Source organism: Lysobacter soli (assembly GCF_009755585.1).
In the GTDB taxonomy this organism is placed as follows: Bacteria; Pseudomonadota; Gammaproteobacteria; order Xanthomonadales; family Xanthomonadaceae; genus Lysobacter_J; species Lysobacter_J soli.
On the sequence record NZ_CP046603.1, the window covers coordinates 3,052,842 to 3,075,776 of the forward strand.

Annotated in this window: 26 protein-coding genes, 2 tRNA genes and 1 pseudogene; 12 read left to right on the top strand and 17 right to left on the bottom strand. The window is 65.2% G+C overall.

Annotation, left to right across the window (positions count from 1 at the left end; genetic code table 11):
- The first annotated feature begins 128 nt into the window (after nt 1-128).
- The 3 genes from GOY17_RS13895 to GOY17_RS13905 all read left to right on the top strand — a co-directional run bounded on the left by GOY17_RS13895 (nt 129) and on the right by GOY17_RS13905 (nt 1,486).
- Complete coding sequence (locus GOY17_RS13895; RefSeq protein WP_115842426.1) at nt 129-314, top strand: hypothetical protein; 186 nt, start codon at nt 129-131, stop codon at nt 312-314.
- 158 nt (nt 315-472) lie between these two features.
- Entirely contained in the window at nt 473-1,012 is a 540-nt protein-coding gene (locus GOY17_RS18970; protein ID WP_157030847.1) for a DUF1801 domain-containing protein, read from the top strand.
- Between the two features lie 33 nt (nt 1,013-1,045).
- Nucleotides 1,046-1,486: a DUF1801 domain-containing protein gene (locus GOY17_RS13905; protein ID WP_157030848.1), complete on the top strand. Its 441-nt coding sequence runs from the start codon at nt 1,046-1,048 to the stop codon at nt 1,484-1,486.
- A 75-nt stretch (nt 1,487-1,561) separates the two neighbouring features.
- On the opposite strand, the gene GOY17_RS13910 is transcribed toward GOY17_RS13905, so the two are convergent.
- The 12 genes from GOY17_RS13910 to GOY17_RS13965 form a co-directional block, all read right to left on the bottom strand.
- The gene (locus GOY17_RS13910; RefSeq protein WP_157030849.1) at nt 1,562-2,731 is read right to left on the bottom strand and encodes a right-handed parallel beta-helix repeat-containing protein; all 1,170 of its coding nucleotides are present in this window, start codon (nt 2,729-2,731) and stop codon (nt 1,562-1,564) included.
- 754 nt (nt 2,732-3,485) lie between these two features.
- Nucleotides 3,486-3,562 (bottom strand) — tRNA-Pro (locus GOY17_RS13915).
- An 84-nt stretch (nt 3,563-3,646) separates the two neighbouring features.
- Nucleotides 3,647-4,003, bottom strand: coding sequence for a MerR family transcriptional regulator (locus tag GOY17_RS13920; RefSeq protein ID WP_115842430.1), 357 nt, complete (start codon nt 4,001-4,003; stop codon nt 3,647-3,649).
- Complete coding sequence (gene ihfA, locus GOY17_RS13925; protein ID WP_115842431.1) at nt 3,996-4,298, bottom strand: integration host factor subunit alpha; 303 nt, start codon at nt 4,296-4,298, stop codon at nt 3,996-3,998. The genes GOY17_RS13920 and ihfA overlap by 8 nt, the downstream gene beginning before the upstream one ends.
- A 16-nt stretch (nt 4,299-4,314) precedes the next feature.
- Nucleotides 4,315-6,702 carry a phenylalanine--tRNA ligase subunit beta gene (pheT, locus tag GOY17_RS13930; protein ID WP_157030850.1) on the bottom strand — a complete coding sequence of 796 codons (2,388 nt, stop codon included), beginning with the start codon at nt 6,700-6,702 and terminating at the stop codon, nt 4,315-4,317.
- 25 nt (nt 6,703-6,727) lie between these two features.
- Nucleotides 6,728-7,723: a phenylalanine--tRNA ligase subunit alpha gene (gene pheS / locus GOY17_RS13935; RefSeq protein ID WP_157030851.1), complete on the bottom strand. Its 996-nt coding sequence runs from the start codon at nt 7,721-7,723 to the stop codon at nt 6,728-6,730.
- Between the two features lie 213 nt (nt 7,724-7,936).
- Entirely contained in the window at nt 7,937-8,296 is a 360-nt protein-coding gene (gene rplT, locus GOY17_RS13940; RefSeq protein WP_115842434.1) for a 50S ribosomal protein L20, read from the bottom strand.
- Between the two features lie 13 nt (nt 8,297-8,309).
- Complete coding sequence (rpmI, locus tag GOY17_RS13945; protein WP_027083463.1) at nt 8,310-8,507, bottom strand: 50S ribosomal protein L35; 198 nt, start codon at nt 8,505-8,507, stop codon at nt 8,310-8,312.
- A gap of 203 nt (nt 8,508-8,710) precedes the next feature.
- The gene (locus GOY17_RS13950; RefSeq protein ID WP_157030852.1) at nt 8,711-9,409 is read right to left on the bottom strand and encodes a hypothetical protein; all 699 of its coding nucleotides are present in this window, start codon (nt 9,407-9,409) and stop codon (nt 8,711-8,713) included.
- Between the two features lie 60 nt (nt 9,410-9,469).
- A complete protein-coding gene (gene infC / locus GOY17_RS13955; protein WP_232338614.1) occupies nt 9,470-9,994 on the bottom strand; it encodes a translation initiation factor IF-3 in 525 nt (174 codons plus the stop codon).
- A 67-nt stretch (nt 9,995-10,061) separates the two neighbouring features.
- Nucleotides 10,062-11,963 carry a threonine--tRNA ligase gene (gene thrS, locus GOY17_RS13960; RefSeq protein ID WP_115842436.1) on the bottom strand — a complete coding sequence of 634 codons (1,902 nt, stop codon included), beginning with the start codon at nt 11,961-11,963 and terminating at the stop codon, nt 10,062-10,064.
- Nucleotides 11,964-12,465: 502 nt separating this feature from the next.
- The gene (locus GOY17_RS13965; RefSeq protein WP_157030853.1) at nt 12,466-13,332 is read right to left on the bottom strand and encodes a DUF4760 domain-containing protein; all 867 of its coding nucleotides are present in this window, start codon (nt 13,330-13,332) and stop codon (nt 12,466-12,468) included.
- Between the two features lie 713 nt (nt 13,333-14,045).
- Here GOY17_RS13965 and GOY17_RS13970 point away from each other — a divergent pair.
- From GOY17_RS13970 to GOY17_RS13980, 3 genes are all read left to right on the top strand, one after another.
- The gene (locus tag GOY17_RS13970) at nt 14,046-14,228 is read left to right on the top strand and encodes a DUF3606 domain-containing protein (RefSeq protein ID WP_157030854.1); all 183 of its coding nucleotides are present in this window, start codon (nt 14,046-14,048) and stop codon (nt 14,226-14,228) included.
- Between the two features lie 686 nt (nt 14,229-14,914).
- The gene (locus tag GOY17_RS13975; protein WP_157030855.1) at nt 14,915-15,847 is read left to right on the top strand and encodes an SOS response-associated peptidase family protein; all 933 of its coding nucleotides are present in this window, start codon (nt 14,915-14,917) and stop codon (nt 15,845-15,847) included.
- 2 nt (nt 15,848-15,849) lie between these two features.
- Nucleotides 15,850-16,134, top strand: a complete 285-nt coding sequence (locus GOY17_RS13980; protein ID WP_157030856.1) for a hypothetical protein — start codon at nt 15,850-15,852, stop codon at nt 16,132-16,134.
- 1 nt (nt 16,135) lies between these two features.
- Here GOY17_RS13980 and GOY17_RS13985 read toward each other — a convergent pair whose 3' ends face one another.
- Together GOY17_RS13985 and GOY17_RS13990 are read right to left on the bottom strand one after the other, a co-directional pair.
- Nucleotides 16,136-16,372, bottom strand: coding sequence for a hypothetical protein (locus GOY17_RS13985; protein ID WP_157030857.1), 237 nt, complete (start codon nt 16,370-16,372; stop codon nt 16,136-16,138).
- Between the two features lie 65 nt (nt 16,373-16,437).
- Complete coding sequence (locus tag GOY17_RS13990; RefSeq protein WP_157030858.1) at nt 16,438-16,746, bottom strand: hypothetical protein; 309 nt, start codon at nt 16,744-16,746, stop codon at nt 16,438-16,440.
- A gap of 214 nt (nt 16,747-16,960) precedes the next feature.
- Between GOY17_RS13990 and GOY17_RS18825 the strand changes: the two genes are divergently transcribed.
- The 4 genes from GOY17_RS18825 to GOY17_RS14015 are packed head-to-tail and all read left to right on the top strand — an operon-like array spanning nt 16,961 to nt 20,598.
- Complete coding sequence (locus tag GOY17_RS18825) at nt 16,961-17,827, top strand: hypothetical protein (RefSeq protein WP_198173690.1); 867 nt, start codon at nt 16,961-16,963, stop codon at nt 17,825-17,827.
- A 2-nt stretch (nt 17,828-17,829) separates the two neighbouring features.
- Entirely contained in the window at nt 17,830-18,012 is a 183-nt protein-coding gene (locus GOY17_RS14005) for a hypothetical protein (protein ID WP_157030859.1), read from the top strand.
- Nucleotides 18,009-18,818: a hypothetical protein gene (locus GOY17_RS18830; RefSeq protein WP_198173691.1), complete on the top strand. Its 810-nt coding sequence runs from the start codon at nt 18,009-18,011 to the stop codon at nt 18,816-18,818. The genes GOY17_RS14005 and GOY17_RS18830 overlap by 4 nt, the downstream gene beginning before the upstream one ends.
- Nucleotides 18,811-20,598: a DNA cytosine methyltransferase gene (locus GOY17_RS14015; RefSeq protein WP_157030860.1), complete on the top strand. Its 1,788-nt coding sequence runs from the start codon at nt 18,811-18,813 to the stop codon at nt 20,596-20,598. Before GOY17_RS18830 ends, GOY17_RS14015 begins: the two co-directional genes overlap by 8 nt.
- Nucleotides 20,599-20,615: 17 nt before the next feature.
- On the opposite strand, the gene GOY17_RS14020 is transcribed toward GOY17_RS14015, so the two are convergent.
- On the bottom strand, nt 20,616-21,359 hold the full coding sequence (locus tag GOY17_RS14020) for a hypothetical protein (RefSeq protein WP_157030861.1): 744 nt from the start codon (nt 21,357-21,359) through the stop codon (nt 20,616-20,618).
- A 77-nt stretch (nt 21,360-21,436) separates the two neighbouring features.
- Between GOY17_RS14020 and GOY17_RS19150 the strand changes: the two are divergent.
- Nucleotides 21,437-21,553: pseudogene (locus GOY17_RS19150) on the top strand (DNA-binding protein); the annotation flags it as partial.
- Nucleotides 21,554-21,618: 65 nt separating this feature from the next.
- On the opposite strand, the gene GOY17_RS18975 reads toward GOY17_RS19150, so the two are convergent.
- The gene (locus GOY17_RS18975; protein ID WP_232338433.1) at nt 21,619-22,179 is read right to left on the bottom strand and encodes a hypothetical protein; all 561 of its coding nucleotides are present in this window, start codon (nt 22,177-22,179) and stop codon (nt 21,619-21,621) included.
- Between GOY17_RS18975 and GOY17_RS18980 the strand changes: the two genes are divergently transcribed.
- The gene (locus GOY17_RS18980) at nt 22,168-22,818 is read left to right on the top strand and encodes a tyrosine-type recombinase/integrase (protein WP_232338615.1); all 651 of its coding nucleotides are present in this window, start codon (nt 22,168-22,170) and stop codon (nt 22,816-22,818) included. The two genes, GOY17_RS18975 and GOY17_RS18980, sit on opposite strands and share 12 nt — an antisense overlap.
- Here the strand turns inward: GOY17_RS18980 and GOY17_RS14035 are convergent.
- Nucleotides 22,769-22,843: transfer RNA gene (locus GOY17_RS14035), tRNA-Val, on the bottom strand. The genes GOY17_RS18980 and GOY17_RS14035 overlap by 50 nt on opposite strands.
- Between the last annotated feature and the right edge of the window lie 92 nt (nt 22,844-22,935).

The following is a 22,935-nucleotide window of genomic DNA, read 5'->3' on the forward strand; positions in this document are numbered from 1 at the left end:
GCGTGTCGTCGAACGATCCCAACCTGTCTGAGCCTCCGGCGTGATCGGGATGCATGGGGCGCCGACTTCACCGCCTCCTCACCGCGCATCCCGGAGATTGCGCCCCTTGACCGCTTGAGGGGCAGGAGATGGAGAAGTCGGCAGAACGAAATGCGTTGTGGCAGGAACGCCTCGCCGTCGGTTTCGACGTCGTGAACCGCGAAGGCATCCTGCAGGGCTACGCCTGCAACGCCCCGTTCGTCATTGGAGCTTTCGCCGACGAGCCGGCTCGGGAAAGCGCCTTCGTTGGGAGAGAGGCGCTGGCGCTTTCCTGAGCGGCGTGTTTCGGCCACGCGGCCTGAAGGCGTATGCCGGTCGATCCGCAGCCGCCTTTCATGGGCGGCCCATTTCCAGCCAGTGCTATCCTCCGCCGCGACCCCGCAGGTGCGACGCGAAACCACCGTCGTCCCGATGATCGACAGGACGCGCCGTGATGCCCGGTACGACGACGACCCCAAGGAAGGCGGCAGGCGCGGCGAAGCAGCCCGCCTCCAAGAAGGTCGCCCGCACGGCGACCACGAAGAAGCCTGCGAAGACGAAAGCGGCCAAAGCCGTCGCGAAGAAGACAGCGCCAACGCTGCTTTCAGGCGGCAATCCCCAGATCCCCAAAGGCTACGGCGACGCGCCGGTGCAGGCGTACATCGACGCGATGCCCGGCTGGAAGCGCGACGTGTGGCGTCGCCTCGACACGCTCATCGAGAAGACCATTCCCGGCGTGCGCAAGGCCGTGAAGTGGAACTCGCCGCTGTATGGTGCGCCCGGTGACGAAGGCTGGTTCCTCGGCGTGCACTGCTACACGCGCTACATCAAGGTGTCGTTCTTCCGCGGCGCATCGCTCAAGCCGATGCCGCCGGGCGAGTCGAAGATGGCGCACGTGCGTTACCTCGACATCCACGAAGACGAGCCCGTTCACGAAGCGCGCTTCGCGACGTGGCTGAAGCAGGCCAGCAAGCTCCCGGGCGAGAAGATGTAACGCCGCCCCTCACGCAATACCAGGCGATCGACCATGAAGAAGTCCAACGGAAACGGCAGCACGGATGCGGGCACCGAAGACGCCTCGCATCTGATCGATGAACGCATCGCGCAACTGGGCGACTGGCGCGGCAAGACGCTGGCGCGCGTGCGAAAGCTGATCCACCAGGCCGACCCGGACGTCGTCGAAGAAGTGAAATGGCGCGGCGTGCCGGTGTGGTCGCACGACGGCATCATCTGCACCGGCGAGAGCTACAAGCAGCACGTCAAGCTGACCTTCGCGAAGGGCGCGTCGCTCGATGACCCGGCGGGGCTGTTCAATTCGAGCCTGGACGGCAACGCGCGGCGCGCGATCGACCTGCATGAAGGCGACGAGATCGACGAAGCCGCATTGAAGGCCCTCATCCGCGCGGCCGTCGCGCTGAACACGACGAAGAAGGCGCGCAAGAAGACGACGTCGCCCCCGTCGAAATAAGCCGCCGAAAAAAAATCCGCCGCTATATGCACAGCGGCGGATCAAGTTCGAGCGTCGTGACTCGACGAGGATCGCTTACATCGCGTATTGGTTCGTCGTCACGCGGATGTTGGTGGCCGTGCTGGATTTCTGGATGTGCGGATCGTTGCCCCGCGGCATCGTGCCAGGGAGGATGCCGGTCATCGTCACCAGCGGGTTGATCACGGTGTTGAGGCCGATGGTCTTGGTGTAGTTGTTGCGGAACACGTTGCCGCTGGCCTGGTACGCGTCGGTCGTCGAGCTGAACATCAGGCCGCACAGCGCGTTGTGCTGGAAGCGGTTCTGCGCGACGTATCCCGAATTCGCACCGACGGTCAGCAGGCCGTAGCCGCCGTTGTATTCCATCGTGCACGACTTCACGGTCACGCCCTTGACGCGCTTGTACACCAGGATGCCGTTGCCCTTGTTGTTGCGGATCAGGCAGTTCTGGATATGCACGGTATCGGTCGTACGCAGGTCGTTGGCGTCCGGCTCGATGTCGATGCCGCATTGCGGCGCGATGCCATTGGAGTCGCTGAACTCGCTGTCGTAGACCTTCACGTTGCGCGAGCAGCCGATCGTCAAGCCCTGGCGACGGTTGTTGGTGCACACGATGTTGGAGATCGCCACGTCGACGCACGGAACCACGCCGGTCGGCTGCGCCGCGCCACCAATGGAGATGCCGTCGCCCCAGCCGTTGGAAACGTGGATGTCGCGCACCGTCACGCGGTTGGAACCGCGGATCATGATGCCGTGACCCCATTCGCCGGTCGTGCCCAGGTGGGCATCGCGGTCGCCGATGATGCGGCCACCGGAAATCTCCACGTCGTTGACCTGCATCACCATCAGCACATACGCGCGCTCGGCGGCGTTCGGCTTGGCCTTGAGGATCGCGTCGGGATCCAGTTGCAGGTGCATGCTGCTGCGCAGGCGCACATTCACGGTGGGGTCGATCAGGTAGGTCCCGGCCGGCACCTGCACGGTGCCACCGGTCGCGGGCAACGCGTTGATCGCGGCCTGGAACGACGCGGTGTCGTCGCGCACGCCGTCGCCGGCGGCGCCGTAGTTCTTCACGCTCAGCACGGCGGTGCCGCGTGCGCGCGTCGGCGGCGTCCACGTGAGGGCGGTGGTCGAGCCCGCGGCGAACACCTTGCCGATGCCGGTGAGGCCGAGGATCGGCGGCACCGAAAGGAGAAGCGTCTTCTGGATGAATTGGCGGCGCGGCATGGTGGCCGCATTCAAAGCACGGTGATCGTTCACGTTCGTTTCCGGGAGTGATTACTGAACAGCACGGAGACGAAGCGAAGAACCGAATGCATTCACACTGTCTTCGCTTGGTCATCACGTCACGATCATGTTCGTGACTGGAACGCACCTTAGCGTCACACCATCGTGACAGTGCTGAACAAGCGAAGCGACTTTGCGTATTTGTGGTTTAGCTCAACAAAATTGCGCCGAATGGTTCAGCACGGTGAATTCTTCAGGTTTCTGACTGCGATTTTCGCTGTGTTAGGCGATCGAGAGAATCGCGCGACGTGAAGTCGTTGCGCGGAATTGGCGAGCCAATGTGCGTGAACGCTGGTGCTGCGGCGCGTTCGGAAGCGAACTCAACCGGTCGATGTGATGGGCTGTCATCGACGTTGCACGCAAGGAGCTGTGAGGCCGCCGCCGCGCGACGAACGCGGTGTCCCGTAGCAGTCACGTGCCGCGCTTACCGTCCGTTCGGAACGCCATCGCCGTACGCGCCAATCTGCCCAACGCCATGGGCGCTAGCGGAGACAGTGGACGCGATGTCGGGAAAGGTCATTCAAGCGGCATTCGGCCAGCCCACGCGCGACCGGAAGAAGGACCGACGCACGCAGGAGCGCCAACCGCCGCACGTGGCGGCGATCTCCGCTTCGATCGTGATCGGCTTCTTCCCTTCCTGCCGGTGCGGCATGCGGCGCGGATTCGCGCGTGGAAGAACACCAGATTCGCAAGATGGTCGGGACGGCCGGATTCGAACCGACGACCCTCTGCCCCCCAGGCAGATGCGCTACCAGGCTGCGCTACGCCCCGACGTATTGCGTGTGCCGCCCTTGCGAGCGGGCGGCAAGTATAACGGTGGAACCTCGCCGCGGCCACCGCGGCGGCGCGCGGAACTCAGCGCCGCAGCAACTGCAGGACTTCTTCCAGCTCCATCCGCACCTGGCGGATGATCTGCGAACTCAGCGCGGACTCGTCCTTCGCCGTTTCGCCTTCCAGGCGCAGGCGCGCGCCACCGATGGTGTAGCCCTGCTCGTACAGCAGGCCGCGGATCTGGCGCACCATCAGCACTTCGTGGCGCTGGTAGTAGCGACGGTTGCCGCGGCGCTTGACCGGGTTGAGCATCGGGAACTCGGTTTCCCAATAGCGCAGCACGTGCGGCTTGACGTCGCACAGTTCGCTCACCTCACCGATGGTGAAGTAGCGCTTGGCCGGGATCGGCGGGAGTTCGCGATTGCTGCCGGGGTCAAGCATGCTCAGCTCCGGAATAGGCTTCCACGCGTTCCTTCAGTTTCTGGCCGGGGCGGAAGGTCACCACGGTACGGGCGGAGATCGGGATCTCCTCGCCGGTCTTCGGGTTGCGCCCCGGGCGCTGGTTCTTGCGCCGCAGATCGAAGTTGCCGAAACCGGAAAGCTTCACCTGGCGACCGTGCTCCAGCGCCTCGCGCAGCGCGTCGAAGAACGCGTCCACGAATTCCTTCGCCTCTCGCTTGTTCAGCCCGACTTCGTCGAACAGGCGTTCGGCCATCTCGGCCTTGGTCAATGCCATCGTTGCTTCCTCAACCTCAGCCGCGGATCGTTGCCCCGTACTCCCGCTGCAGCGCGCCGGTCACCGAAGCCACTGCGGTATCGACGTCACGGTCAGTCAGGGTGCGCGATTCATCCTGCAGAATCAAGCCCATAGCAAGACTTTTGAAACCCGGTTCAACGCCCTTGCCCTGGTAGCGATCGAACAGCACCAGATCGCGCAGGAACGGGCCCGCGGCCGCCTTCACGGCCCGCTCGATCGCCGCCCATTCCACGGTTTCCGGGACGACGAACGCGAGGTCCCGGCGGACGGACGGATACTTCGACAGCGCAGCGGCGCGCGGCACCGCGCGGCTGAACAGGGGCGCGACGTCGAGCTCGAACGCGACCACGTCGACATCCAGCTCCAGCGCGCGCTGCAGGCGCGGATGCAACTGGCCGATCCAGCCCAGGCGCACGCCGTCGCGGTACACGTCGGCCGAACGGCCGGGGTGCGCCCACGCGGGCTGCGAGGCGCGGTACTCGAGCGTCGCGCCCGCCAATGCGGCGAGGCTGTCCAGATCGCCCTTCAGGTCGTGGAAACCGATGGGGCGCGCGGCGATCCCCCACTGCTCCGCATGCACGTCGCCACACGCGGCCGCGGCGATGCGGCCGGTCTCGATCGGCGCCTCGCCCGGGTTGTCGCGGAACACGTTGCCCAGTTCGAACAGACGCACGCGCGGCTGCTGACGCGCGGCGTTGCGCGCGAGCGCAGCAACCAGACCCGGCAGCAGCGCGGTGCGCATGACGCCCAACTCGCCGCTGAGCGGATTGGCCAGCGGTACGCTGCCGTCGGTGAGGCTCCACTTCGACAGCAGGTCGGCGTCGACGAACGCGTAGTTCACCGCTTCCAGGAAGTCGCGCGAGGCCAGGTGACGACGCGCGGTCGATTCGTCGACGCGCGTTTCGCTCGGCGCGACCAGGCGCGCGGCACCGGCCGGCAGCGTGGTCGGGATCGCGTCATAGCCGTGGATGCGCGCGATTTCCTCGATGAGGTCTTCCTCGATCTCCAGATCGAAGCGGCGGCTCGGCGGCACGACGCGCCAGCCATCGGCCAGCGATTCGACCTGCAGGCCCAGCGCACGCAGGATGCGCTCGACTTCCGCGTCGGCAACGGTCAGGCCAAGCACGCGCGCCAGTCGCGCGCGACGCAGCACGATCGGTTGCGGCGCGCGCAGGTGCTCGGCCAGCGTGACGTCGACCGTCGGACCCGGCACGCCGCCGGCGATGTCGACGATCAGCTTCGTCGCGTATTCCACGGCGATGCGCGGCAGTTCCGGATCGACGCCGCGTTCAAAACGATGACCGGCGTCGGTGTGCAGGCCGAGCTTGCGGCTGCGCCCGATGATCGCCGAGGGAACCCAGTGCGCCGCTTCGAGGAACACGTTGCGCGTGGCGTCGGTCACGCGTGTATCGAAGCCGCCCATGATGCCGCCCAGCGCCACCGCACGCGCGGCCTTGCCGCCACGGCTGTCGGACACGACGAGGAAATCGTCGTCGAGTTCGACCGTGCGACCATCGAGCAGCTTGAGCGCTTCGCCAGCGCGCGCCGGGCGCACGACGACGTCGCCTTCCAGCGTGTCCTTGTCGAAGGCGTGCATCGGCTGGCCGAGTTCGAGCATCACGTACTGCGTGACGTCCACGAGGAAGCTGATCGGGCGCACGCCGCTGCGACGCAGGCATTCGGCCATCCACGCCGGCGTGGAGACGGTGGCGTCGACGCCGTCGATCACTCGACCGGCGAAGCGCGGCACGCGCGGGCCGGCGTCGAGTTCGACACGCATCGCCGCATCGCTGCCTGCCGCAACGGGCGCGGCATCGAGCGGCTTCACTTCCCCACCGAGCGCGGCGGCGACATCGAACGCGATGCCGCGCACGCTGAAGCAGTCGGCGCGGTTGGGCGTCAGCTTGATCTCGATGCTGGCATCCGGCAGGCCGAGGTACTGCGCGAGCGGCGTGCCGACCGGCGCGTCGTCGGGCAGTTCGAGCAGGCCGGACGCATCGGGATCCACGCCCAGTTCCTTCGCCGAACACAGCATGCCGAAGGATTCCACGCCGCGCAGTTTCGCGGCCTTGATCGCGATGCCGCCGGGCAACGTTGCCCCGACCGTCGCCAGCGGCGCGACCAGGCCCGCGCGCGCGTTCGGCGCGCCGCAGACGATCTGCACGGTGCCGTTGCCGGTGTCGACTTCGCACACCTGCAGGCGGTCGGCTTCGGGATGACGCGTCGCGCTGAGGATGCGCGCCACGACCACGCCGTCGAGCGAGTCGCCCAGCGGCGTGACCTCCTCGACTTCCAGGCCGATCGCGGTCAGCGTCGCAGCGAGTTCATCGCGCGTGGCAGTGGTCGGAACGTGGTGGCGGAGCCAGTTTTCGGAGAATTTCATTCGTGTCTATCCGGGACGCGACAGGTCAGGCGAACTGCTTCAGGAAACGCACGTCGTTGTCGAAGAAGCTGCGCAGGTCGTCGACGCCGTAACGCAGCATCGCGAAGCGCTCCACGCCCAGGCCGAAGGCGTAGCCGGTGTACTTCTCCGGATCGATGCCGACGTTGCGCAGCACGTTCGGATGCACCATGCCGCAGCCGAGCACTTCCAGCCAGCGCGTGGAGCCGTCGGGCTGCTGCCAGGCGATGTCCACTTCGGCCGACGGTTCGGTGAAGGGGAAATAGCTCGGGCGGAAGCGCATTTCGAAGTCGCGCTCGAAGAATGCGCGCACGAATTCGGCCAGCGTGCCCTTGAGGTCGGCGAAGCTCGCGTGCTCGTCGACGAGCAGGCCTTCGCACTGGTGGAACATCGGCGTGTGCGTCTGGTCGCTGTCGCTGCGGTACACCTTGCCCAGCGCGATCATGCGTAGCGGCGGCTGGTGTTCCTGCATGTAGCGCACCTGCACGCCGGAGGTGTGCGTGCGCAGCAGGCGGCCGTCGCCGAAGTAGAACGTGTCGTGCATCGCACGCGCCGGATGATGCGGCGGGAAGTTCAGCGCTTCGAAGTTGTGCCAGTCGTCCTCGATCTCCGGACCGTTGCTGAGCTCGAAGCCCAGGCGGCCGAAGATGTCGGCGATGCGCTCCATCGTGCGGCTGACCGGATGCAGACCGCCGCGCGCCGCATCGATGCCGGGCAGCGTGACGTCGACGCTTTCCGAGGACAGGCGCGCATCGAGCGCGGCGGCGTCGAGCACGGTGCGGCGTTCGCCAAGTGCAGCGGTGAGTTCGTCACGCGCCTTGTTGATCGCCTCGCCGGCGGTCTTGCGCTGGTCGGGGGGCAACGCGCCGAGCTGCTTGAGCTGCGCGGTGACGCTGCCGTTCTTGCCCAGCAGGGAGACTCGCAGGGCTTCGATCGCGTCCGGCGTTTCCGCCGCGGCGATATCGGCCAGCGCCTGCTGCGTCAGTGATTCGATTCCGGTCATGTGCTGCCGAACCTTTTCGATCGTTGTGTTGCGTTGAAGCCCGTCGTTCACCGCCATCAGCCGAACGCGCGGCCCTGGCGGGACCGGCGCGCGATTCGTGATACGGGCGCCCAAAACGAAACATGGGGAAGGACTTGCGCCCTTCCCCATGCGTGTATTGCGTTGTGCATCCGCCCGACGCCGACCTTGGGTCGACGTGGTGGTGCGAGCAACTTACGCCGCGAGCGCGCTCTTCGCCTTCTCTGCCAGCGCCGCAAAACCCTGCGCGTCGTGCACGGCGATGTCCGCCAGCACCTTGCGGTCGAGGGTGATGCCGGCCTTCATCAGGCCGTTGATGAAGCGGCTGTAGCTCAGGCCGTTGATGCGGGCCGCCGCATTGATGCGGGTGATCCACAGCGAACGGAAATTGCGCTTCTTCTGCTTGCGACCGATGTAGGCGTACTGCAGGGCCTTCGTGACCGCCTGCTTGGCGACGCGGAAAACCTTGCGACGGGCGTGGTAGTAGCCCTTGGCCTGCTTCAGGATCTTCTTGTGACGGCGGCGCGCCTGCACGCCACGCTTAACTCGTGCCATTGTTCAGCCCTCCTCAGAGATACGGCAGCATGCGATCGAGACGGCCAGCGTCCTCGGCACGAACGTGGTTCGTCTGCCGCAGGTTGCGCTTCCGCTTGGTCGCCTTCTTGGTGAGGATGTGGCTCTTGTTGGCGTGGCCGCACTTGTACTTGCCGGAAGCGGTCTTCCGGAAGCGCTTGGCCGCCGCCCGATTGGTCTTGATCTTGGGCATTGCGATGTCCTTTCGGATTTCGATGACTGGCCTGGGCGGTGGCATGCGCGCCTGATGTAGACGCAACCACTCTTTCCGTCCTGCCCGTGCCGGCTTGTAAGTCGTTGATCCGGAAAGGATCACGACAGGTTCCTGATACAACGAACTGCAAATCCCGGCGAGCCGGGCCGGCCATTATGCAGACAACTGGAAACCTTTGCAATTCAGGGCGTTAGTGGCGCCTCCGCCACGGCTCCGGGCGCCAGGCCGGCCTCCAGCTTGTCGGCAAGATCGGCGAGCGCCTGCGCCACCGCGGCGGCGACCGACGCATTCCAGGCGTCCTTGGCGGACTGCTCGGCCTTCTTGCGCGGCGGCGCCGGCACCTTGGCTTCAACGATGCCCCGGCCGAAGTACGTCTTTCCGTCCATATGGACGCTGACGGCGGCGATGATGGGGGCCATACCCGGCTGCACCTCGCCCACCGTATAGCCGCCGCTTAGGTCCTCGGCCGCGCAGCCGACCTTCTTCTTGTTCATCAGCGTGTCGACCAGACCGCCGTACATCGACGTCATCTGGTTGCGCAGCGCCAGCGCGTTGTTGAGGTGGACTGCGAAGCCGTCCAGCGTGATCTGCTTTCCGGCGAGCCGATCGCCGAAGCGGGCAGCCAGGGCGTCATCGAGCAGCACCGTCAGGTGCGGGTCGATGTCGTTGTCTCCCAGCCGCATGATCCCGTACGCGCAGTTGGTGATCATCAGCGACTCGAAGCCGGACTTCAGCGATTTCGGATCGCGTTTGTCGACCAGCGTGTAGGCGCGGGCTGGCGCCCGGGAAGGCGCGGGCAAACGGGTGGGCCAACTGGCGGCGGTGAGCATCCACACGCACGTAACCGCCAGCACTGCGCGCAGCAGGTCGTTCTTCTTCACGATCTCCCCCTCCCCAACGAAAACGGGCCGCATTGCGCGGCCCGTTCGAACAGCAACGCCTCAGCTCTTCTTCTTCGGCGCGATCATCATGACCATCTGGCGGCCTTCAAGGCGCGGGCGCGACTCGATGACGATGTCGTCGCCCAGGTCGGCCTCGATGCGTGCGGCCATCTCGCGGCCCAGCTCCTGGTGGCTCATCTCGCGGCCACGGAAGCGGATGTTCACCTTGACCTTGTCGCCCTCTTCCAGGAAGCGGCGCATGTTGCGCAGCTTGATCTGGTAGTCGCCCTCGTCGGTCACGGGGCGGAACTTGAGTTCCTTGATCTCGACCTGCTTGGTCTTCTTCTTGGCCTCGTTGGCCTTCTTCTGCATTTCGAAGCGGAACTTGCCGAAGTCCATGATCTTGCAGACCGGCGGATCGGCATTGGGCTGGATCTCCACCAGATCCAGGCCCTCGTCTTCGGCCATGCGCAGGGCTTCGTCGCGCGAAAGCACGCCGATCATTTCGCCATCGCTGCCGATCACGCGCACGCGCGGTACGCGGATTTCCTGGTTCTTGCGATTCGGCTTCTCGGGGGTACTGATGTTGCAATCTCCGGTTTGGAACGTGCCGGCCACCGGGGGCGGCCGGAGTCATGTCAGGCTGCAGGCGTTACTGTACGCCCTCACTGCGCAAACGCGAGGCGAAATCGGCGACGGACATCGTCCCCAGATCCTCCCCTCCCCGCGTCCGGACGGCGATCTGGCCGTTTTCCTTCTCGCGGTCGCCGATCACCAGCAGGTAAGGCACCCGCTGCAGCGTGTGCTCGCGGATCTTATAGCCGATCTTCTCGTTGCGCAAATCGGAATGGACCCGGAAGCCTTGATTTGCAAGGGATTTCCGGATCTCTTCGACGTAATCGGCCTGGGCGTCGGTGATGTTCATGACCACGGCCTGGACCGGGGCCAGCCATGCCGGGAACTGCCCGGCGTGATGCTCGATCAGGATGCCGATGAAGCGCTCCATCGAGCCGACGATGGCCCGGTGCAGCATCACCGGGTGGCGGCGCTGGCTGTGCTCGTCGACGTACTCGGCGCCGAGGCGGCCGGGCATCATGAAATCCACCTGCATCGTGCCCAGCTGCCAGGTGCGGCCGATGGCGTCCTGCAGGTGGTATTCGATCTTCGGGCCGTAGAAGGCGCCCTCGCCCGGCAGCTCCTGCCACTCCACGCCGGCAGCACTGAGCGCCGAACGCAGCGCGTTCTCAGCCTTGTCCCACGTGGCGTCGTCGCCCAGGCGGGAATCCGGCCGCAGCGCGATCTTGATCTGGATGTCGGTGAAGCCGAAATCGCCGTAGACCTTGAGCGCCTGCTCGTGGAAGGCGCGCACTTCGGACTCGATCTGGTCCTCGGTGCAGAAGATGTGGCCGTCGTCCTGCGTGAAGCCGCGCACGCGCAGGATGCCGTGCAGCGCGCCCGAGGGTTCGTTGCGATGGCACGCGCCGAACTCGCCGTAACGGATCGGCAGGTCGCGGTAGCTGTGCAGGCCCTGGTTGAACACCTGCACGTGGCCGGGGCAGTTCATGGGCTTCAGCGCGTAGGTCCGCTTCTCGGACTCGGTGAAGAACATATTGTCCTTGTAGTTGTCCCAGTGGCCGGACTTCTGCCACAGCGACACGTCGAGGATCTGCGGGCAGCGCACTTCGCCATAGCCCGTCTCGCGGTACACGCGGCGCATGTACTGCTCGACGACCTGCCAGATCGACCAGCCCTTCGGATGCCAGAAGATCAGGCCGGGGCCTTCTTCCTGCAGGTGGAACAGGTCCTGCGCCTTGGCGATCTTGCGGTGGTCGCGCTTCTCGGCTTCCTCCAGCTGCGTCAGGTACGCCTTGAGGTCCTTGTCGTTGAGCCACGAGGTGCCGTAGATGCGGCTCAGCATCTGGTTGTTGGAATCGCCGCGCCAGTACGCGCCGGCGACCTTCATCAGCTTGAACGCGCGCAGCTTGTCCGTGGACGGCACGTGCGGGCCGCGGCACAGGTCGGTGAATTCGCCTTGGCTGTAGAGCGAGAGGTCTTCGTTGGCCGGGATCGATTCGATGATCTCGGCCTTGTACGCCTCACCCAGCCCGCGGAAGAACGCCACCGCGTCGTCGCGCGACTTCACGCTGCGCGCGACGGGGAGCGATTCCTTGACGATCTTCTGCATCTCGGCCTCGATGGCCGGCAGGTCTTCGGGCGTGAACGGGCGCTCGTACGCGAAGTCGTAGTAGAAGCCGTTGTCGATCACCGGACCGATGGTGACCTGCGCGCCCGGATACAGGCGCTGCACGGCCTGCGCCAGCAGGTGCGCGGTGGAATGACGCAGGACGTCGAGCGCGTCGGGATGCTTGTCGGTGACGATCTCGAGCGAGGCGTCGTTGCCGATGCGGTAGCTCGTGTCGACAAGTTTGCCGTCGACCTTGCCGGCGAGCGCGGCCTTCGCCAGGCCGGCGCCGATGGATGCGGCCACTTCGGCCACGGAAACGGGGTTTTCGAACTCGCGGCGGCTGCCGTCGGGGAGCGTGATGGCGATCATGGGATGCGGGCGCGCGGTGCGCGGCTGGCTGTGTTGATGTCGGCGCCGCCGGAAGGGCTGCGCGGGGGGAAGAGCATTGGCTGAAACGAAAAACGGCGCCGCGGCGCCGTCTGGAAGGGGCGTCGAGGGCGTTCAGCAGTGGGCGGTGGTAGTGCTCATGTCGCACGCTCGGCCGGCGGTTTGCCGCGGGCCACCTTCGTTCGTGTTCCGGGCGATGCACCCGGCCTGACGAAAGTGTTGGGGCTGCAGCCGGCCAAGTCAACGCCGGCGATCGCGACGCGGACGCCGCGAAGAAAAACGGCGCAACCCGTGAGGATCGCGCCGTTCGAAACCACTGTGTAGTGGTGGGCGGTACAGGGTTCGAACCTGTGACCCCTACCATGTCAAGGTCAGGGAAGATCAACGGGGACAAGGACTAACGAGGTAGCTAGGATCGTTTCCCGATCTTGTGAAATCAGGTGCTTAGCAGCGCGGCGGGGTCAGTTTGGGGTCACCCATCCGGTCACCCTCCCGCGATTGCCGCCTTTGTCTTCCAACCTTGGACCAAATCCCGAAGGTCACAGTAGGTCTTGGGGTGGCTCCCGTTGTTGTCGGGATTCACGTTGTAGTTGACGAACGCCGTCGATCGCTCGAAGAGCTTCACTACGTGGTTGCTGATCGTGTCGAAGACGAGGGTTTCGTCGAGGTCCCCCACTCGAATGCCCACGGCCATGAACTCGTAATAGTTCAGGATGTACTTCAAAGAGGCGATCGCTTCCGCTTTTTCAAGATCCGCGTCGGCTACGGGTCGTCCCGCGGCCTTATCGTCCAGCAGCTTTTTCAGGGAGCCTGGATCGAAGTACTCGTGATACTCCTTCGGAATCGTACGGGTTCCTGGCGGGAAGTGCCTGCTCACCAGCTCGGCTCGCTTCAAGAACTCGCTGCTCTTCCGCGTCTCCATGATGATCGCGAAGGCGTTATTGGTCCGATGCGCCTTACTCGTGAGCTTGAAGTGGATTAGCCAGCCGACTGCAGCAGCCCAAATCGCGACAAAGACTGGCACCACATTCAACAGCTTGTCGTACTTAACATGTTCATCGCCAGCAATGGCGAAGAACGAGTAGAAGGAAGTCGCAATCCCCAGGATTACGAGTACGAAAGACCATATGACGACAGTCAAAAGGTGCCGGTGATCCTTGTGGGCCGCCGCCAACAAGCACGGCCAGAAGTAGATCGCGAGCGCGAGGTACGCGGCAATCGCTAGCCCCCCCCGAGCTTGCGGCGTTAGAACCGGGCTGAAAATTAGCGCTGCGAGAAGTACGCCGCAAACAATCAGGGCGATCCACGCCCAGGCCTGCGACACCTTCAAGTCCTTGAACACGTGCTCCATTTTCCCTCTCCCCCTCAAGCAGAAGGGCCCTCTCGGGCCCTTCGAAATAACTTAGCGGCTTTATTCTTCGGCGCCAATCTTCATAAGTTCACTCCATCGGCTGCGCGACGTATTGTCGCATTGGCCTACCCCATGTTCGCTCGGCCCGGATGGACCGCCGTGAACGAACAACCCCCTTCTAACCAACTACGACTCTCGACAGCGTGAACGGCCGGAAGTTGCAACTCTGAAGGCCTCGGTACCGCCTTCGGGGCGAACAGTAACAACTGGTTGCGCCCCGCGGAACCCAACTGATGAACCAGATCGTTCCGTTCGTCGGAAAATTCAGGCTTTGTTCATGCTTGTTCAGCTCGAAGCGGCCCAAGTGATTGATTAGCCCGCAGAACTTGCCTCAGGGCTCCTCTAGCCCGGCCGGCCCACCCAGTTCACTTGCCAGCTGGGTGACCACATCGATCGCTAACGGAGCTTCGGTGCTTAGGGCGGCGCTCGCCCCGTCAGGGGCTGTCACGAATATCCAGGCGCGCCCTTCTGCGTCGGCGTCCCTGGCTTGGACCCGCCATCCAGGGGGAAGTGTCTGAGCCGGCGCGTTCATCATTGTCACCGTGAAACGGGTCTTCGAGCATATGCCTGCCGTCGCCGCGGGGGCGTGACGCGGCCGTCGCAATGCGGTTACGGACAAGGGGCTAGCCTCGACGATCCATCGAGGGCTTGCCATGACTGACAGCAGTAAGGACCGGGGTGAACCAGACCGCTCCCGCATCAACGTCAACCAAGAGCACGAGGTCCGGTACTGGACGAAGGCCTTGGACGTCACGGAAGACGAGCTTCGCACCGCCGTTGATGCCGTGGGCCCAATGGCCGACAAGGTCCGCGAGTATTTCCAGCGGGGCGGGTAAAAGGGTCGCACTGGCGCCCACTGGATCAAGCCGGCATGATCGGCCTAGACCGGATCAGGGGCCGGACATACATGCAGATCGTCCTTACCCAAGTGGTTCCCACCTTGGCCCACGCGCTTGGTGGCTTTGCCGTGGCAGCGCTCGTCACGTCCGCGGCGGGGGCCGTTTGGGACGGATTGAGTGCCTTCCTGCTCCGCACTTGGCTCGACTAATTCGGCCGGCCAGCTGGCAGCTCCAGCCGTGGCACGCAGCCGCTGGTCGGCCGAACCTCCTTCGGCGCATCTCACGCGCGGCTGCTAATTTCCGCTTTCGACCCGAAGCAGACTCACCAGGACCGTCGGATCTTGTCCCGTAGCAGCTGGCTGCTTCCGATCACTCGGTCCGATATGTTCTTCAGGTTGCGGGATTTGTCACGATGCTCGCGTAGTGCATCGCGCTGTGCTGCGAGCTCAGCGAGCGCTTGTGCGAGCCTGTCAGCCGCATCACGTCGGTTTTCCGGCTGCGGCCTCGGCATCTGCGGCATTTGGCTCTCCTGGCCGCAAGGTAGTGGGACGCTCGTAAAAGCCGTGCAGCGAAATAGTTGTCGGCCCCGCAAAGATGTCCGCTTGTGGCCGATAGCGGACATCCGGTCGGAGGCCTTTAACCGGCCCGGCGGTATATTCGCGCTTCTCCCTCGGGACCGCGCCATGTGCTATTCCGCCCAAGTCTGGGCCAACTACCGCAAGTACGTCCGCGAGTTCGGCGCCGAGATTTCGATCGAGGAGTTCGCCACCCTCTACTTCCACGACGAAGGAAAGGCCCGGCCGAAGACGCCGAAGGCCATGGACGACGCATTTGCTGCTGGCCAGACACCGGCGGAGCGCGAGATCTGGCGCAACATCGCCGAGTGGAACCGCGAGGCGGCAACGAAGGCCGAACAGGAGCTGTTCACCCAGACAACCCGGCTGAACGCCGCCGAGCGCGCGCTTCAGACGAAGCTGACGAAGAAGGCGCAAGAGGACGTGCGCATCGCCACCAACAAGATCCAGGCGGCGAAGCAGAAGCTGGCGGACCTACGGCGCACCGATGATCCCCTGCCCCGCGACTCGCGCGTGTTCCCCGGTGTGTACGCGCCCGTGATGATCTGGGAGGACGGCCGGCGCGTGATCAAGCCGATGCGGTACTTCTGCCGGCTGCCCGGCTGGACCGAGGCAGTCGAGCGCAAGTTCCCGGGCACCTACAACGCACGGCGCGACAAGCTCGAAACCTCGTGGAAGGACCTCTTCGGCTACCAGCACGGGATCATGGTCGCGGACGTCTTCTACGAGAACGTCGAGGGGCCGAACGGCGAGAACCAAGTGCTGGCCTTCACGCCTAAGACGGCAGAGCCCATGCTGATCGCCTGCTTGTGGAATCGGTCACCGGGCTACAAGGGCGCGCCTGACCTCTACTCGTTCGCAGCAATCACCGACGAGCCGGAGCCCGAAGTCGCCGCGGCCGGCCACGACCGCACCATCATCAACATCAAGCCCGAGCACATCGACGCGTGGCTACGTCCTGACGCGGGGAATCTCGCTGCGCTGTACGCGATCTTCGACGACAAGCGGCACCCGTTCTACGAGCACAGGCTTGCGGCATAGACATGAGCGACCCTTTGAAAAACGAGCCCGGCCTTGATGCCAACGAGATCCTTGGCGCCAGGCTGTATGCGCTCGACTCGCTGATGATCGTTGTAATCACCATGCTGGCCGCCCGGCCCGAATTCCGCGCTTCGATCGATTCCTTGGTGCGTACGATGCAGAACGCGCCACCGCCGATCGACTCGGAGAAGGGCCGCGCGTACATGGGCGTCGTGCTCGACCAGCTCCGGTACTACCAGGAAATCGCGGAGAGCGCTGAAGGCAAGCCGAAGGGTCGCGCGCAGTAGATCAATGCTGCCGATGCTCTTCCGGCACGTAGCCCAGATCGATCAGCATGTCGGTGATGCGCACGCTCGCGTCGTCGTAGCAGGAGTCGTTCGCGGCTTCGAGGATGTCGTCGGCCAGGTCGGCAAACCGCGGCATGAAATCGGCCTCATCCGGGAACCGTTCCTTCAGGTCATCGGCGGAGAGGCGGAGCTGGCGAAGGCGGGGCTCGATGTCGGCCCAGACGAGTTTCTCAGTCATGGCAATCACTCCGGGGGAGGCGCGCAGCGTGCCTGCCGATCGTCGCATGGAGTGAGATAGGCCGTTCACCGCGGCTCGTCCTTCTGCCCCGCTGGCATCCAGGACCGGTACGGCCGCGCTGCGTCGATCGCCGCGACTTCGGTCGCCAGCCGGTCTGCGTGACGCCTGGCCCATGCTTCGATGCCAGCCTGCCCTGATTCGAAGCTCTGGCAGTCGCGGTTCCGCCGCCAATCCCATGGCAGGTGCTGGTCCAAGGTCGCGATCCAGTGGCCGTCCAGATGCTGGCTCAGGCGCGCGACCTCCTTCCCGTTCAACCGGTAGACGGTCTTCGGGCGATCTGTGATTGCGGTGGTCAGGTATCCCCACTCGAACATGCCGGGCATCGTACGCCCGGCCGTCGCACGCCTTGCGAATGCCCCGGCGCCGACTCCGGTCAGGACTCTCGGGCGGGGTGACGCCGCTGTGTTGTGACCGCGGCGCCGGGGCGGTTACCGCGATCGCCCAGAAGGATGCCGAGAACGCGCACCTGAGGGCCGTCATCGATCACCTTCGGCGCCCATGGTGGCGCCGCCTACTCCGGAGAGCCGCATGACCCAGATCGACCGCTTCGCCCACCACCGCGCCGCGATCGCCGCCGGCGCGATGATGCTCGCCAACGAGGGCCGGCATGGCCGTCCGCTGACCTACCACGTGGTCAACGCCGAAGGCCGCGAACCGGCTTTCACCTGCGAGCCGCATGAGTATCTCGCGGTGACGCCATGGACCCCGCAGACCGAACCGTTCCAGATGGGCGTGTCGGCGTGGATGGCTGCGACGTTCCCGAAAGAGGTCTGCGCCGACATTCGCGAGCGCGGCGATCGCCTGCTCGAAGAAGTGCTGGAACTCCTCCAGGCGCACGGCTACGACCGCGATCGTGTCGCTACGCTGACCCAGTACGTCTACGGGCGTCACGTCGGTGAACCCGCGCAGGAAGTGGGCGGCGTGATGGTCACGCTCGGGGCCTACTGCCTGGCCGCCGGCCTCGACATGCACGCGTGCGGCGACGCCGAACTGGCGCGCGTGTGGACGAAGATCGACGAGATCCGAGCGAAGCAGGGGGGCAAGCGGGGGCTGCACACGCCGCTTCCGACTGCGCCGGACTCGGCCACTGCGGACACGCTCCCGATTACCGTCTGGCAGATCAACGACATGGAGTGGTTCGCGGGTGCCGGCACGCCCGAATCGATCCTGGCCTGGTACATGGAAGAGCACGGCCTCTCGCACGAGGACGCCACCGGCGACGAAGACGAGCTGCCGCGCGCGCTCAGCGACCACGAGCTCGACACGCTCAAGTTCCAGGACTGCGACGAGAACGAACGCCCGACCGGGATCGTGCGCACCTTCCGCGAGCAGCTGGCGATCGAGGTCGCCGAAGGCGGCACGTTCCCGCGCCTGTTTGCCTCGACCGAATGCTGACGATGAGCTCGATCGAACTGAACCTCGAGCAGTGGGTGCGCCTGCTCACGAACTCCGACCAGCGGGAAGTGCGCATCATTGGCGCGCTCTCCGCCGCCCGGCTGCTCATCGGCAATACGCCGCTCGATGAATCGATGCAGCCCACCATCGAGAAGCTCGTCATGAGCTTGGGGGATGCGCTATGAGCCGCAGCGGATACAGCGACGACTGCGAGAACATTGGACTGTGGCGCGGCGCCGTCTCCAGCGCGATCCGCAGCACGCGCGGCCAGCGGTTGCTTCGCGACTTCGTAGCCGCGCTCGATGCCATGCCCGATAAGAAGCTCGGACGCGGAGCCCTGAGCGACAGCGAAGGTTGCATGTGCTCGCTAGGCGTGGTCGCGGCGCACCGGCAGATCGACTTCTCAGACTTCAACGCCGGCACCGATAACTACGGCTACGCGTATCAGGCCCATTCCTTCTCGGACCGCTTCGACATCGCCAACGCGATGGCGCGCGAAATCATGTTCGAGAACGACGAAGGCGGCCCTTGGGACAGCAGGGCCGAAACGCCGGAGGCACGGTGGGCGCGTATGCGCGCATGGGCGATGGTCTATGCAGCGGACGGTGAGTGCCGCTTCTTCTCCGATCACGAGATCAACCGATACAACCCTGAGTGGTGCCTGCCGAAGGCAGCAGACCGCGGGAACGTGACACCGCTCTTCATGCCGCGCTGGGCGTGCCGCCTGGTGCTGGAAGTGACCGACGTCCGCGTGGAGCGCCTGCACTCGATCAGCGAACAGGACGCGGTCGCTGAAGGTGCTGGGCCTCAGCTGCTACCGGACATCGCGGTCGGCCGTCGTAGCCCCATGGCTGACCGCCTCGCCGTTTACAGCAGCGCGCGCGAGATCTTCGCGGGGCTGTGGGAAACGATCAACGGCCCGGGCTCGTGGGACGCGAATCCGTGGGTGTGGGTGATCGACTTCAATCGCGTGGAGGTGGCCCATGGCTGATGGGTCCCGCGGCTTCAACTTCCCGCGCCCGCAGGCCTCGCGACTGCGACCAGGCGAGATCGTCATCGACCTGTTCGCCGGCGGCGGCGGCGCGAGCGAGGCACTGAAGCAAGCGATCGGCATCGATCCGGCACTGGCCTACAATCACGACGAGTGGGCGATCGGCATGCACGCGGCGAACCACCCGCTGACGATCCACCACCGCGAGGACATCTGGCACGCGGACCCACGCGTCGACGTCGCTGGACGCAAGGTCGGCTGGTTCCACGCGTCGCCCGACTGCACGCATTTCAGCCAGGCGAAGGGCGGGCAGCCGCGCAGCCGCAAGACGCGTGCGCTCTCGTGGGTCGTGCTGAAGTGGTGCGGACAACTGAGCCGGGTCGGTCTCGCACCTCGCATCGTGTCGCTGGAGAATGTCTGGCAAATCCTGACGTGGGGTCCGCTGGTCGCGAAGCGCGATAAGGCGACAGGTCGCGTGCTGAAGATGGACGGCACCATCGCGGCGCGCGGCGAGCGCGTGCCGGTCGAGAACCAGCAGCTGGTGCCCGACAAGAAGCGTACGGGGCGCACCTGGCGCCAGTTCGTCGCCGCGCTGCGCGCGCTTGGCTACCAGGTGGAGTGGCGGAAGCTAGACGCGAGCCATCATGGCGCAAGCACCGACCGGGAGCGGCTCTTCCTGCTGGCGCGGCGCGATGGGCTTCCGATCCAATGGCCCTCGCCTAGTCACCGCGACTCCGGGCCGCTCCGGAAGCGTTCAGCCGGTGATGCCATCGACTGGAGCGTGCTCGGAACCAGCATCTTCACGCGGAAGCGCCCGCTTCGACCCAACACCATCAAGCGTCTACTCGCCGGCGCCGTTCGTGGTCGCTGGCCCCAGCCCTACATCGACGCCCTGTCCGCGCTGCGCGACGGACGAGAACCACGCTTGGACATCACCCTTGAACAGGCCGACGAGATCGCGCAGCGCATGGGCCATCGCGCCGGCATGGTCATGGCAACAGGCGGAGGTGGTGCGGCCCGGCCGGTTTCCAGCCCGGTGCCGACGATCACCACCGGAGGCAATGGCGTTGCACCTCACTTCCTCCGGCCGGTGATCCTCCATCGCAACGCCAGCGAAGGCGGTCGCAGCGCGCGGCCCGTCGACGAGCCGTTGCCGACGATCCTCACCGGGGGCGCTGGGAACCTGGTCGAACCGGTGATCCAGCCGGTGCTGATGGGCACGCAGGGCTCGTCCAAAGCCAAGCCGGTTACCGAACCGATGACCACGATCACGACAGGCGGCGCAGCGAACGACGCGCGACCAGGTTGTGCTCGGCCGCAGATGTTCGAGCCTATCGTGGCGCCGTACTACGGCAGCGGCAGCGGCACGACGGGGCAGCCGTGCAGCGAGCCCCTCCCGACCGTCACGACGAAGGCGAGGTTCGGACTCGTCGAGCCGGTCGTCGTCAGCACCTGCAACAGCAGCAGTGCCGGCGTTCGGCTAGCCGGCGATCCCCTGCGCACTATCACGACTGCGCGCGGCGGCGATATGGCTCTTGGCGAACCGGTGGTGGTCGGTTATCGAATCGACATCCTCTATCGGATGCTGTTCGAGCGCGAGCTGTTCAACGCACAAGGGTTTCCGCCGGACTACATCATCGACCGCACCGCTGACGGCCGCCGAATCACGCGCACCCAGGCGATTCGAATGGTCGGCAACAGCGTGAGTCCGCCTCCGCTGCGCGCGCTCGCGCAAGCCAACCTCGACTCAGTCGCCGGAGCGCTTAGGGAGGCGGCATGAGCGCTGAATTGAAGCCCTCAACTATTGAAATGCTCCGTTGCGAGGGCGGGTTCCGCAATCGAGACAAACTTATGCACAGCCTTGTGCGCAGCTTCGAACTCCGGCTCAACGTGCATCGCCAATTCTCTCGCGAGTTTCGCGGCTTCCACGTGCTCGATCCCGAACAGTATGCGTTCATCAGGAATTCTGCGGTTCACCTCGGACAGCAGCCTCGCAAGTTTTGCGTAGGCGAGTACGACGGCACTAGCGGTTTGCGGATCCAGGGCATCGAGCTTTCCGTGGAAGAGATCGAAGACAGGCGTCTCCAATGCGACAAAGAAGATGCGGAACCGTCCCCACTGCTCCGCCGAAGTAACGCCGTGATTGAAGCTAGCCATACCACTCAGATTGAACCTGATGGCCGAAATCTCTTCCAGCATGGGCTTTGCCACAACCAGACCCATTCGGAGCCCGTCGATGCGAGCCAGGCGGTCTTCCCTCTTCCACTCCGCGTCGCGCAACCGAAGCGCACGTCGGTGCTCAATTTGCGAAAGCCTCATGGCGCGGCGGTGCTCAGTGCGGGCCGAGTTGAGGGCGACCCAGACCGCGCCAACCGTGGCGATCGCCGAAAGCCAGCCTGCGGCTTCTTGGCTCCAGAGTTGATCCAGAAGCCACGGCACTTTTCCCGACGCGACCGTCACCAGAAGCGCTCCGGCCGCAGCCGACAACCCAACAAGCCAGAACGCCTGCGCAGAACTTACCGGTTCCTTGATCCTTGGCATGCGCCCTCCCCTTCGATGGGAAGCATAGCGGAGTGTTGGGGACGGTCTACCGAGAAGACTCAACCGAGGAAGGCCGCATGAGCGCCGCCGAGAAGCTCCCCACCCTTTTCACCGAGGAGGAGGCAGCGGCCTATCTCGGCGTCGCCGAGATCACGCTTCGCCGACACCGAACGGCCGGCAAGATCGGGTTCATCCGGATCGGCAAGTTCATCAAGTACAGCGAAACCCACCTGTTGAAGTATCTGGAGCAGCACACGTGTCAACCCGCTTCCGCATCGGCGATTACTGGCTCGAGCAGCGAAAAGGCTCCGCCGTCTGGCAGCGCGCGTGGCGCGACGCGAATGGATGCAAGCAGCGCGCTTCGCTTGGCACAAGAGACTTTGAAGCCGCGAAAGTAGCGCTCGCGCAGTGGTACATCGAGAACGCGGCGATGAAGAACCAGGCGCCGACGGACGTGACGGTCGCGACGGTGCTGACGCGCTACCTGCACCAGCACGGCACCGAGCTGCCGAGCAAAGACGTCGCCAAGCGCGGCGCGGCACTGTGGCGCGAGCACTTCGGGACGGATACCACGGTGGCCGAGGTGACGATCGGGCGGCAGGAGGACTTCATGCGGTGGTTGCGCGGCGAGAAGGGCTACAGCGATGGGTACGCGCGCCGCGTGCTGGGCGTCGGCAAGTCCGCCCTGAACCGCGCGTGGAAGCGCGGAGAAATCGCGCAGGTGCCATTCGTCGAGCTGCCGAAGGGCGGCGAGGCGTACCCGCACTACGCCAGCCGCGAGCAGATCGTCCGGCTGCTGAATACCGAGATGCCCGAGCACATCTGGGCCTACTTCCTCGTGCGCCTGTGCACGGCCTGCCGCGGGGACGCCGCCCGGGACCTGCAGGTGTTCCAGCTGGACCGCGCAGCGCGCCTGGTGCGCCTCAATCCACCGGGACGGGCCCAGACGAAGAAGTACAGGCCCACGGTGCCTCTGCTGCCGGCGCTCGCCGCCTACGTCGACCAGATGAAGCCGGCGAGCTACGTGGTGAACTGGCACGGCCGGCGCGTGGCGTCGATCAAAACCTCGTGGCGGAAAATCCGGGTGCGGGCGGCGCTGCCGGTCTGGTTCGTCCCGAAGACGATGCGCCACACGCTGGCGACCTGGCTGCGCCAGCGTGGCGTGCCGGCGTGGGAGGTGTCGGGACTGCTCGGGCACCACGCGGCGGGCACGACGGACGTCTACGCGAAGTTCGACCCCAAGTACCTGGGCGAGGCGCGGGCGGCGCTGGCGGCCGTAATTGAAGACCTCGCGCGCGACGTGCCGAAGCTGCGCGACCTGCTGGCCGCTGGGGTCAGTGTGGGGTCAGTGGCCACCACAAATGAAAACGGCGAGAACCCGAAGGCCTCGCCGTATCAACCACTTAAAGTGGTGGGCGGTACAGGGTTCGAACCTGTGACCCCTACCATGTCAAGGTAGTGCTCTACCGCTGAGCTAACCGCCCGGAAATCTTCCCGGAATGCTCCGGATTCCTCTCGACGCGAACCGCTCGTCGAGGGGCGCGCAGTGTAAACCGTCGGCCCGGCCGCGGCAACA

Bases quoted from the DNA above. Each gene is read 5' to 3' on its own strand.
- GOY17_RS13970 (WP_157030854.1), top strand. From the start codon at position 14,046: ATGACTGACAGCAGTAAGGACCGGGGTGAACCAGACCGCTCCCGCATC.
- GOY17_RS13905 (WP_157030848.1), top strand. From the start codon at position 1,046: ATGAAGAAGTCCAACGGAAACGGCAGCACGGATGCGGGCACCGAAGAC.
- GOY17_RS13980 (WP_157030856.1), top strand. From the start codon at position 15,850: ATGAGCGACCCTTTGAAAAACGAGCCCGGCCTTGATGCCAACGAGATC.
- thrS (WP_115842436.1), bottom strand. From the start codon at position 11,963: ATGATCGCCATCACGCTCCCCGACGGCAGCCGCCGCGAGTTCGAAAAC.
- GOY17_RS14015 (WP_157030860.1), top strand. From the start codon at position 18,811: ATGGCTGATGGGTCCCGCGGCTTCAACTTCCCGCGCCCGCAGGCCTCG.
- GOY17_RS14020 (WP_157030861.1), bottom strand. From the start codon at position 21,359: ATGCCAAGGATCAAGGAACCGGTAAGTTCTGCGCAGGCGTTCTGGCTT.
- rpmI (WP_027083463.1), bottom strand. From the start codon at position 8,507: ATGCCCAAGATCAAGACCAATCGGGCGGCGGCCAAGCGCTTCCGGAAG.
- GOY17_RS13990 (WP_157030858.1), bottom strand. From the start codon at position 16,746: ATGTTCGAGTGGGGATACCTGACCACCGCAATCACAGATCGCCCGAAG.
- GOY17_RS13895 (WP_115842426.1), top strand. From the start codon at position 129: ATGGAGAAGTCGGCAGAACGAAATGCGTTGTGGCAGGAACGCCTCGCC.
- ihfA (WP_115842431.1), bottom strand. From the start codon at position 4,298: ATGGCATTGACCAAGGCCGAGATGGCCGAACGCCTGTTCGACGAAGTC.
- rplT (WP_115842434.1), bottom strand. From the start codon at position 8,296: ATGGCACGAGTTAAGCGTGGCGTGCAGGCGCGCCGCCGTCACAAGAAG.
- pheT (WP_157030850.1), bottom strand. From the start codon at position 6,702: ATGAAATTCTCCGAAAACTGGCTCCGCCACCACGTTCCGACCACTGCC.
- GOY17_RS13985 (WP_157030857.1), bottom strand. From the start codon at position 16,372: ATGACTGAGAAACTCGTCTGGGCCGACATCGAGCCCCGCCTTCGCCAG.
- GOY17_RS13920 (WP_115842430.1), bottom strand. From the start codon at position 4,003: ATGCTTGACCCCGGCAGCAATCGCGAACTCCCGCCGATCCCGGCCAAG.
- GOY17_RS18980 (WP_232338615.1), top strand. From the start codon at position 22,168: ATGCCCGAGCACATCTGGGCCTACTTCCTCGTGCGCCTGTGCACGGCC.
- GOY17_RS18825 (WP_198173690.1), top strand. From the start codon at position 16,961: ATGACCCAGATCGACCGCTTCGCCCACCACCGCGCCGCGATCGCCGCC.
- GOY17_RS18970 (WP_157030847.1), top strand. From the start codon at position 473: ATGCCCGGTACGACGACGACCCCAAGGAAGGCGGCAGGCGCGGCGAAG.
- GOY17_RS13975 (WP_157030855.1), top strand. From the start codon at position 14,915: ATGTGCTATTCCGCCCAAGTCTGGGCCAACTACCGCAAGTACGTCCGC.
- GOY17_RS14005 (WP_157030859.1), top strand. From the start codon at position 17,830: ATGAGCTCGATCGAACTGAACCTCGAGCAGTGGGTGCGCCTGCTCACG.
- GOY17_RS13910 (WP_157030849.1), bottom strand. From the start codon at position 2,731: ATGCCGCGCCGCCAATTCATCCAGAAGACGCTTCTCCTTTCGGTGCCG.
- GOY17_RS13965 (WP_157030853.1), bottom strand. From the start codon at position 13,332: ATGGAGCACGTGTTCAAGGACTTGAAGGTGTCGCAGGCCTGGGCGTGG.
- pheS (WP_157030851.1), bottom strand. From the start codon at position 7,723: ATGACCGGAATCGAATCACTGACGCAGCAGGCGCTGGCCGATATCGCC.
- GOY17_RS18830 (WP_198173691.1), top strand. From the start codon at position 18,009: ATGAGCCGCAGCGGATACAGCGACGACTGCGAGAACATTGGACTGTGG.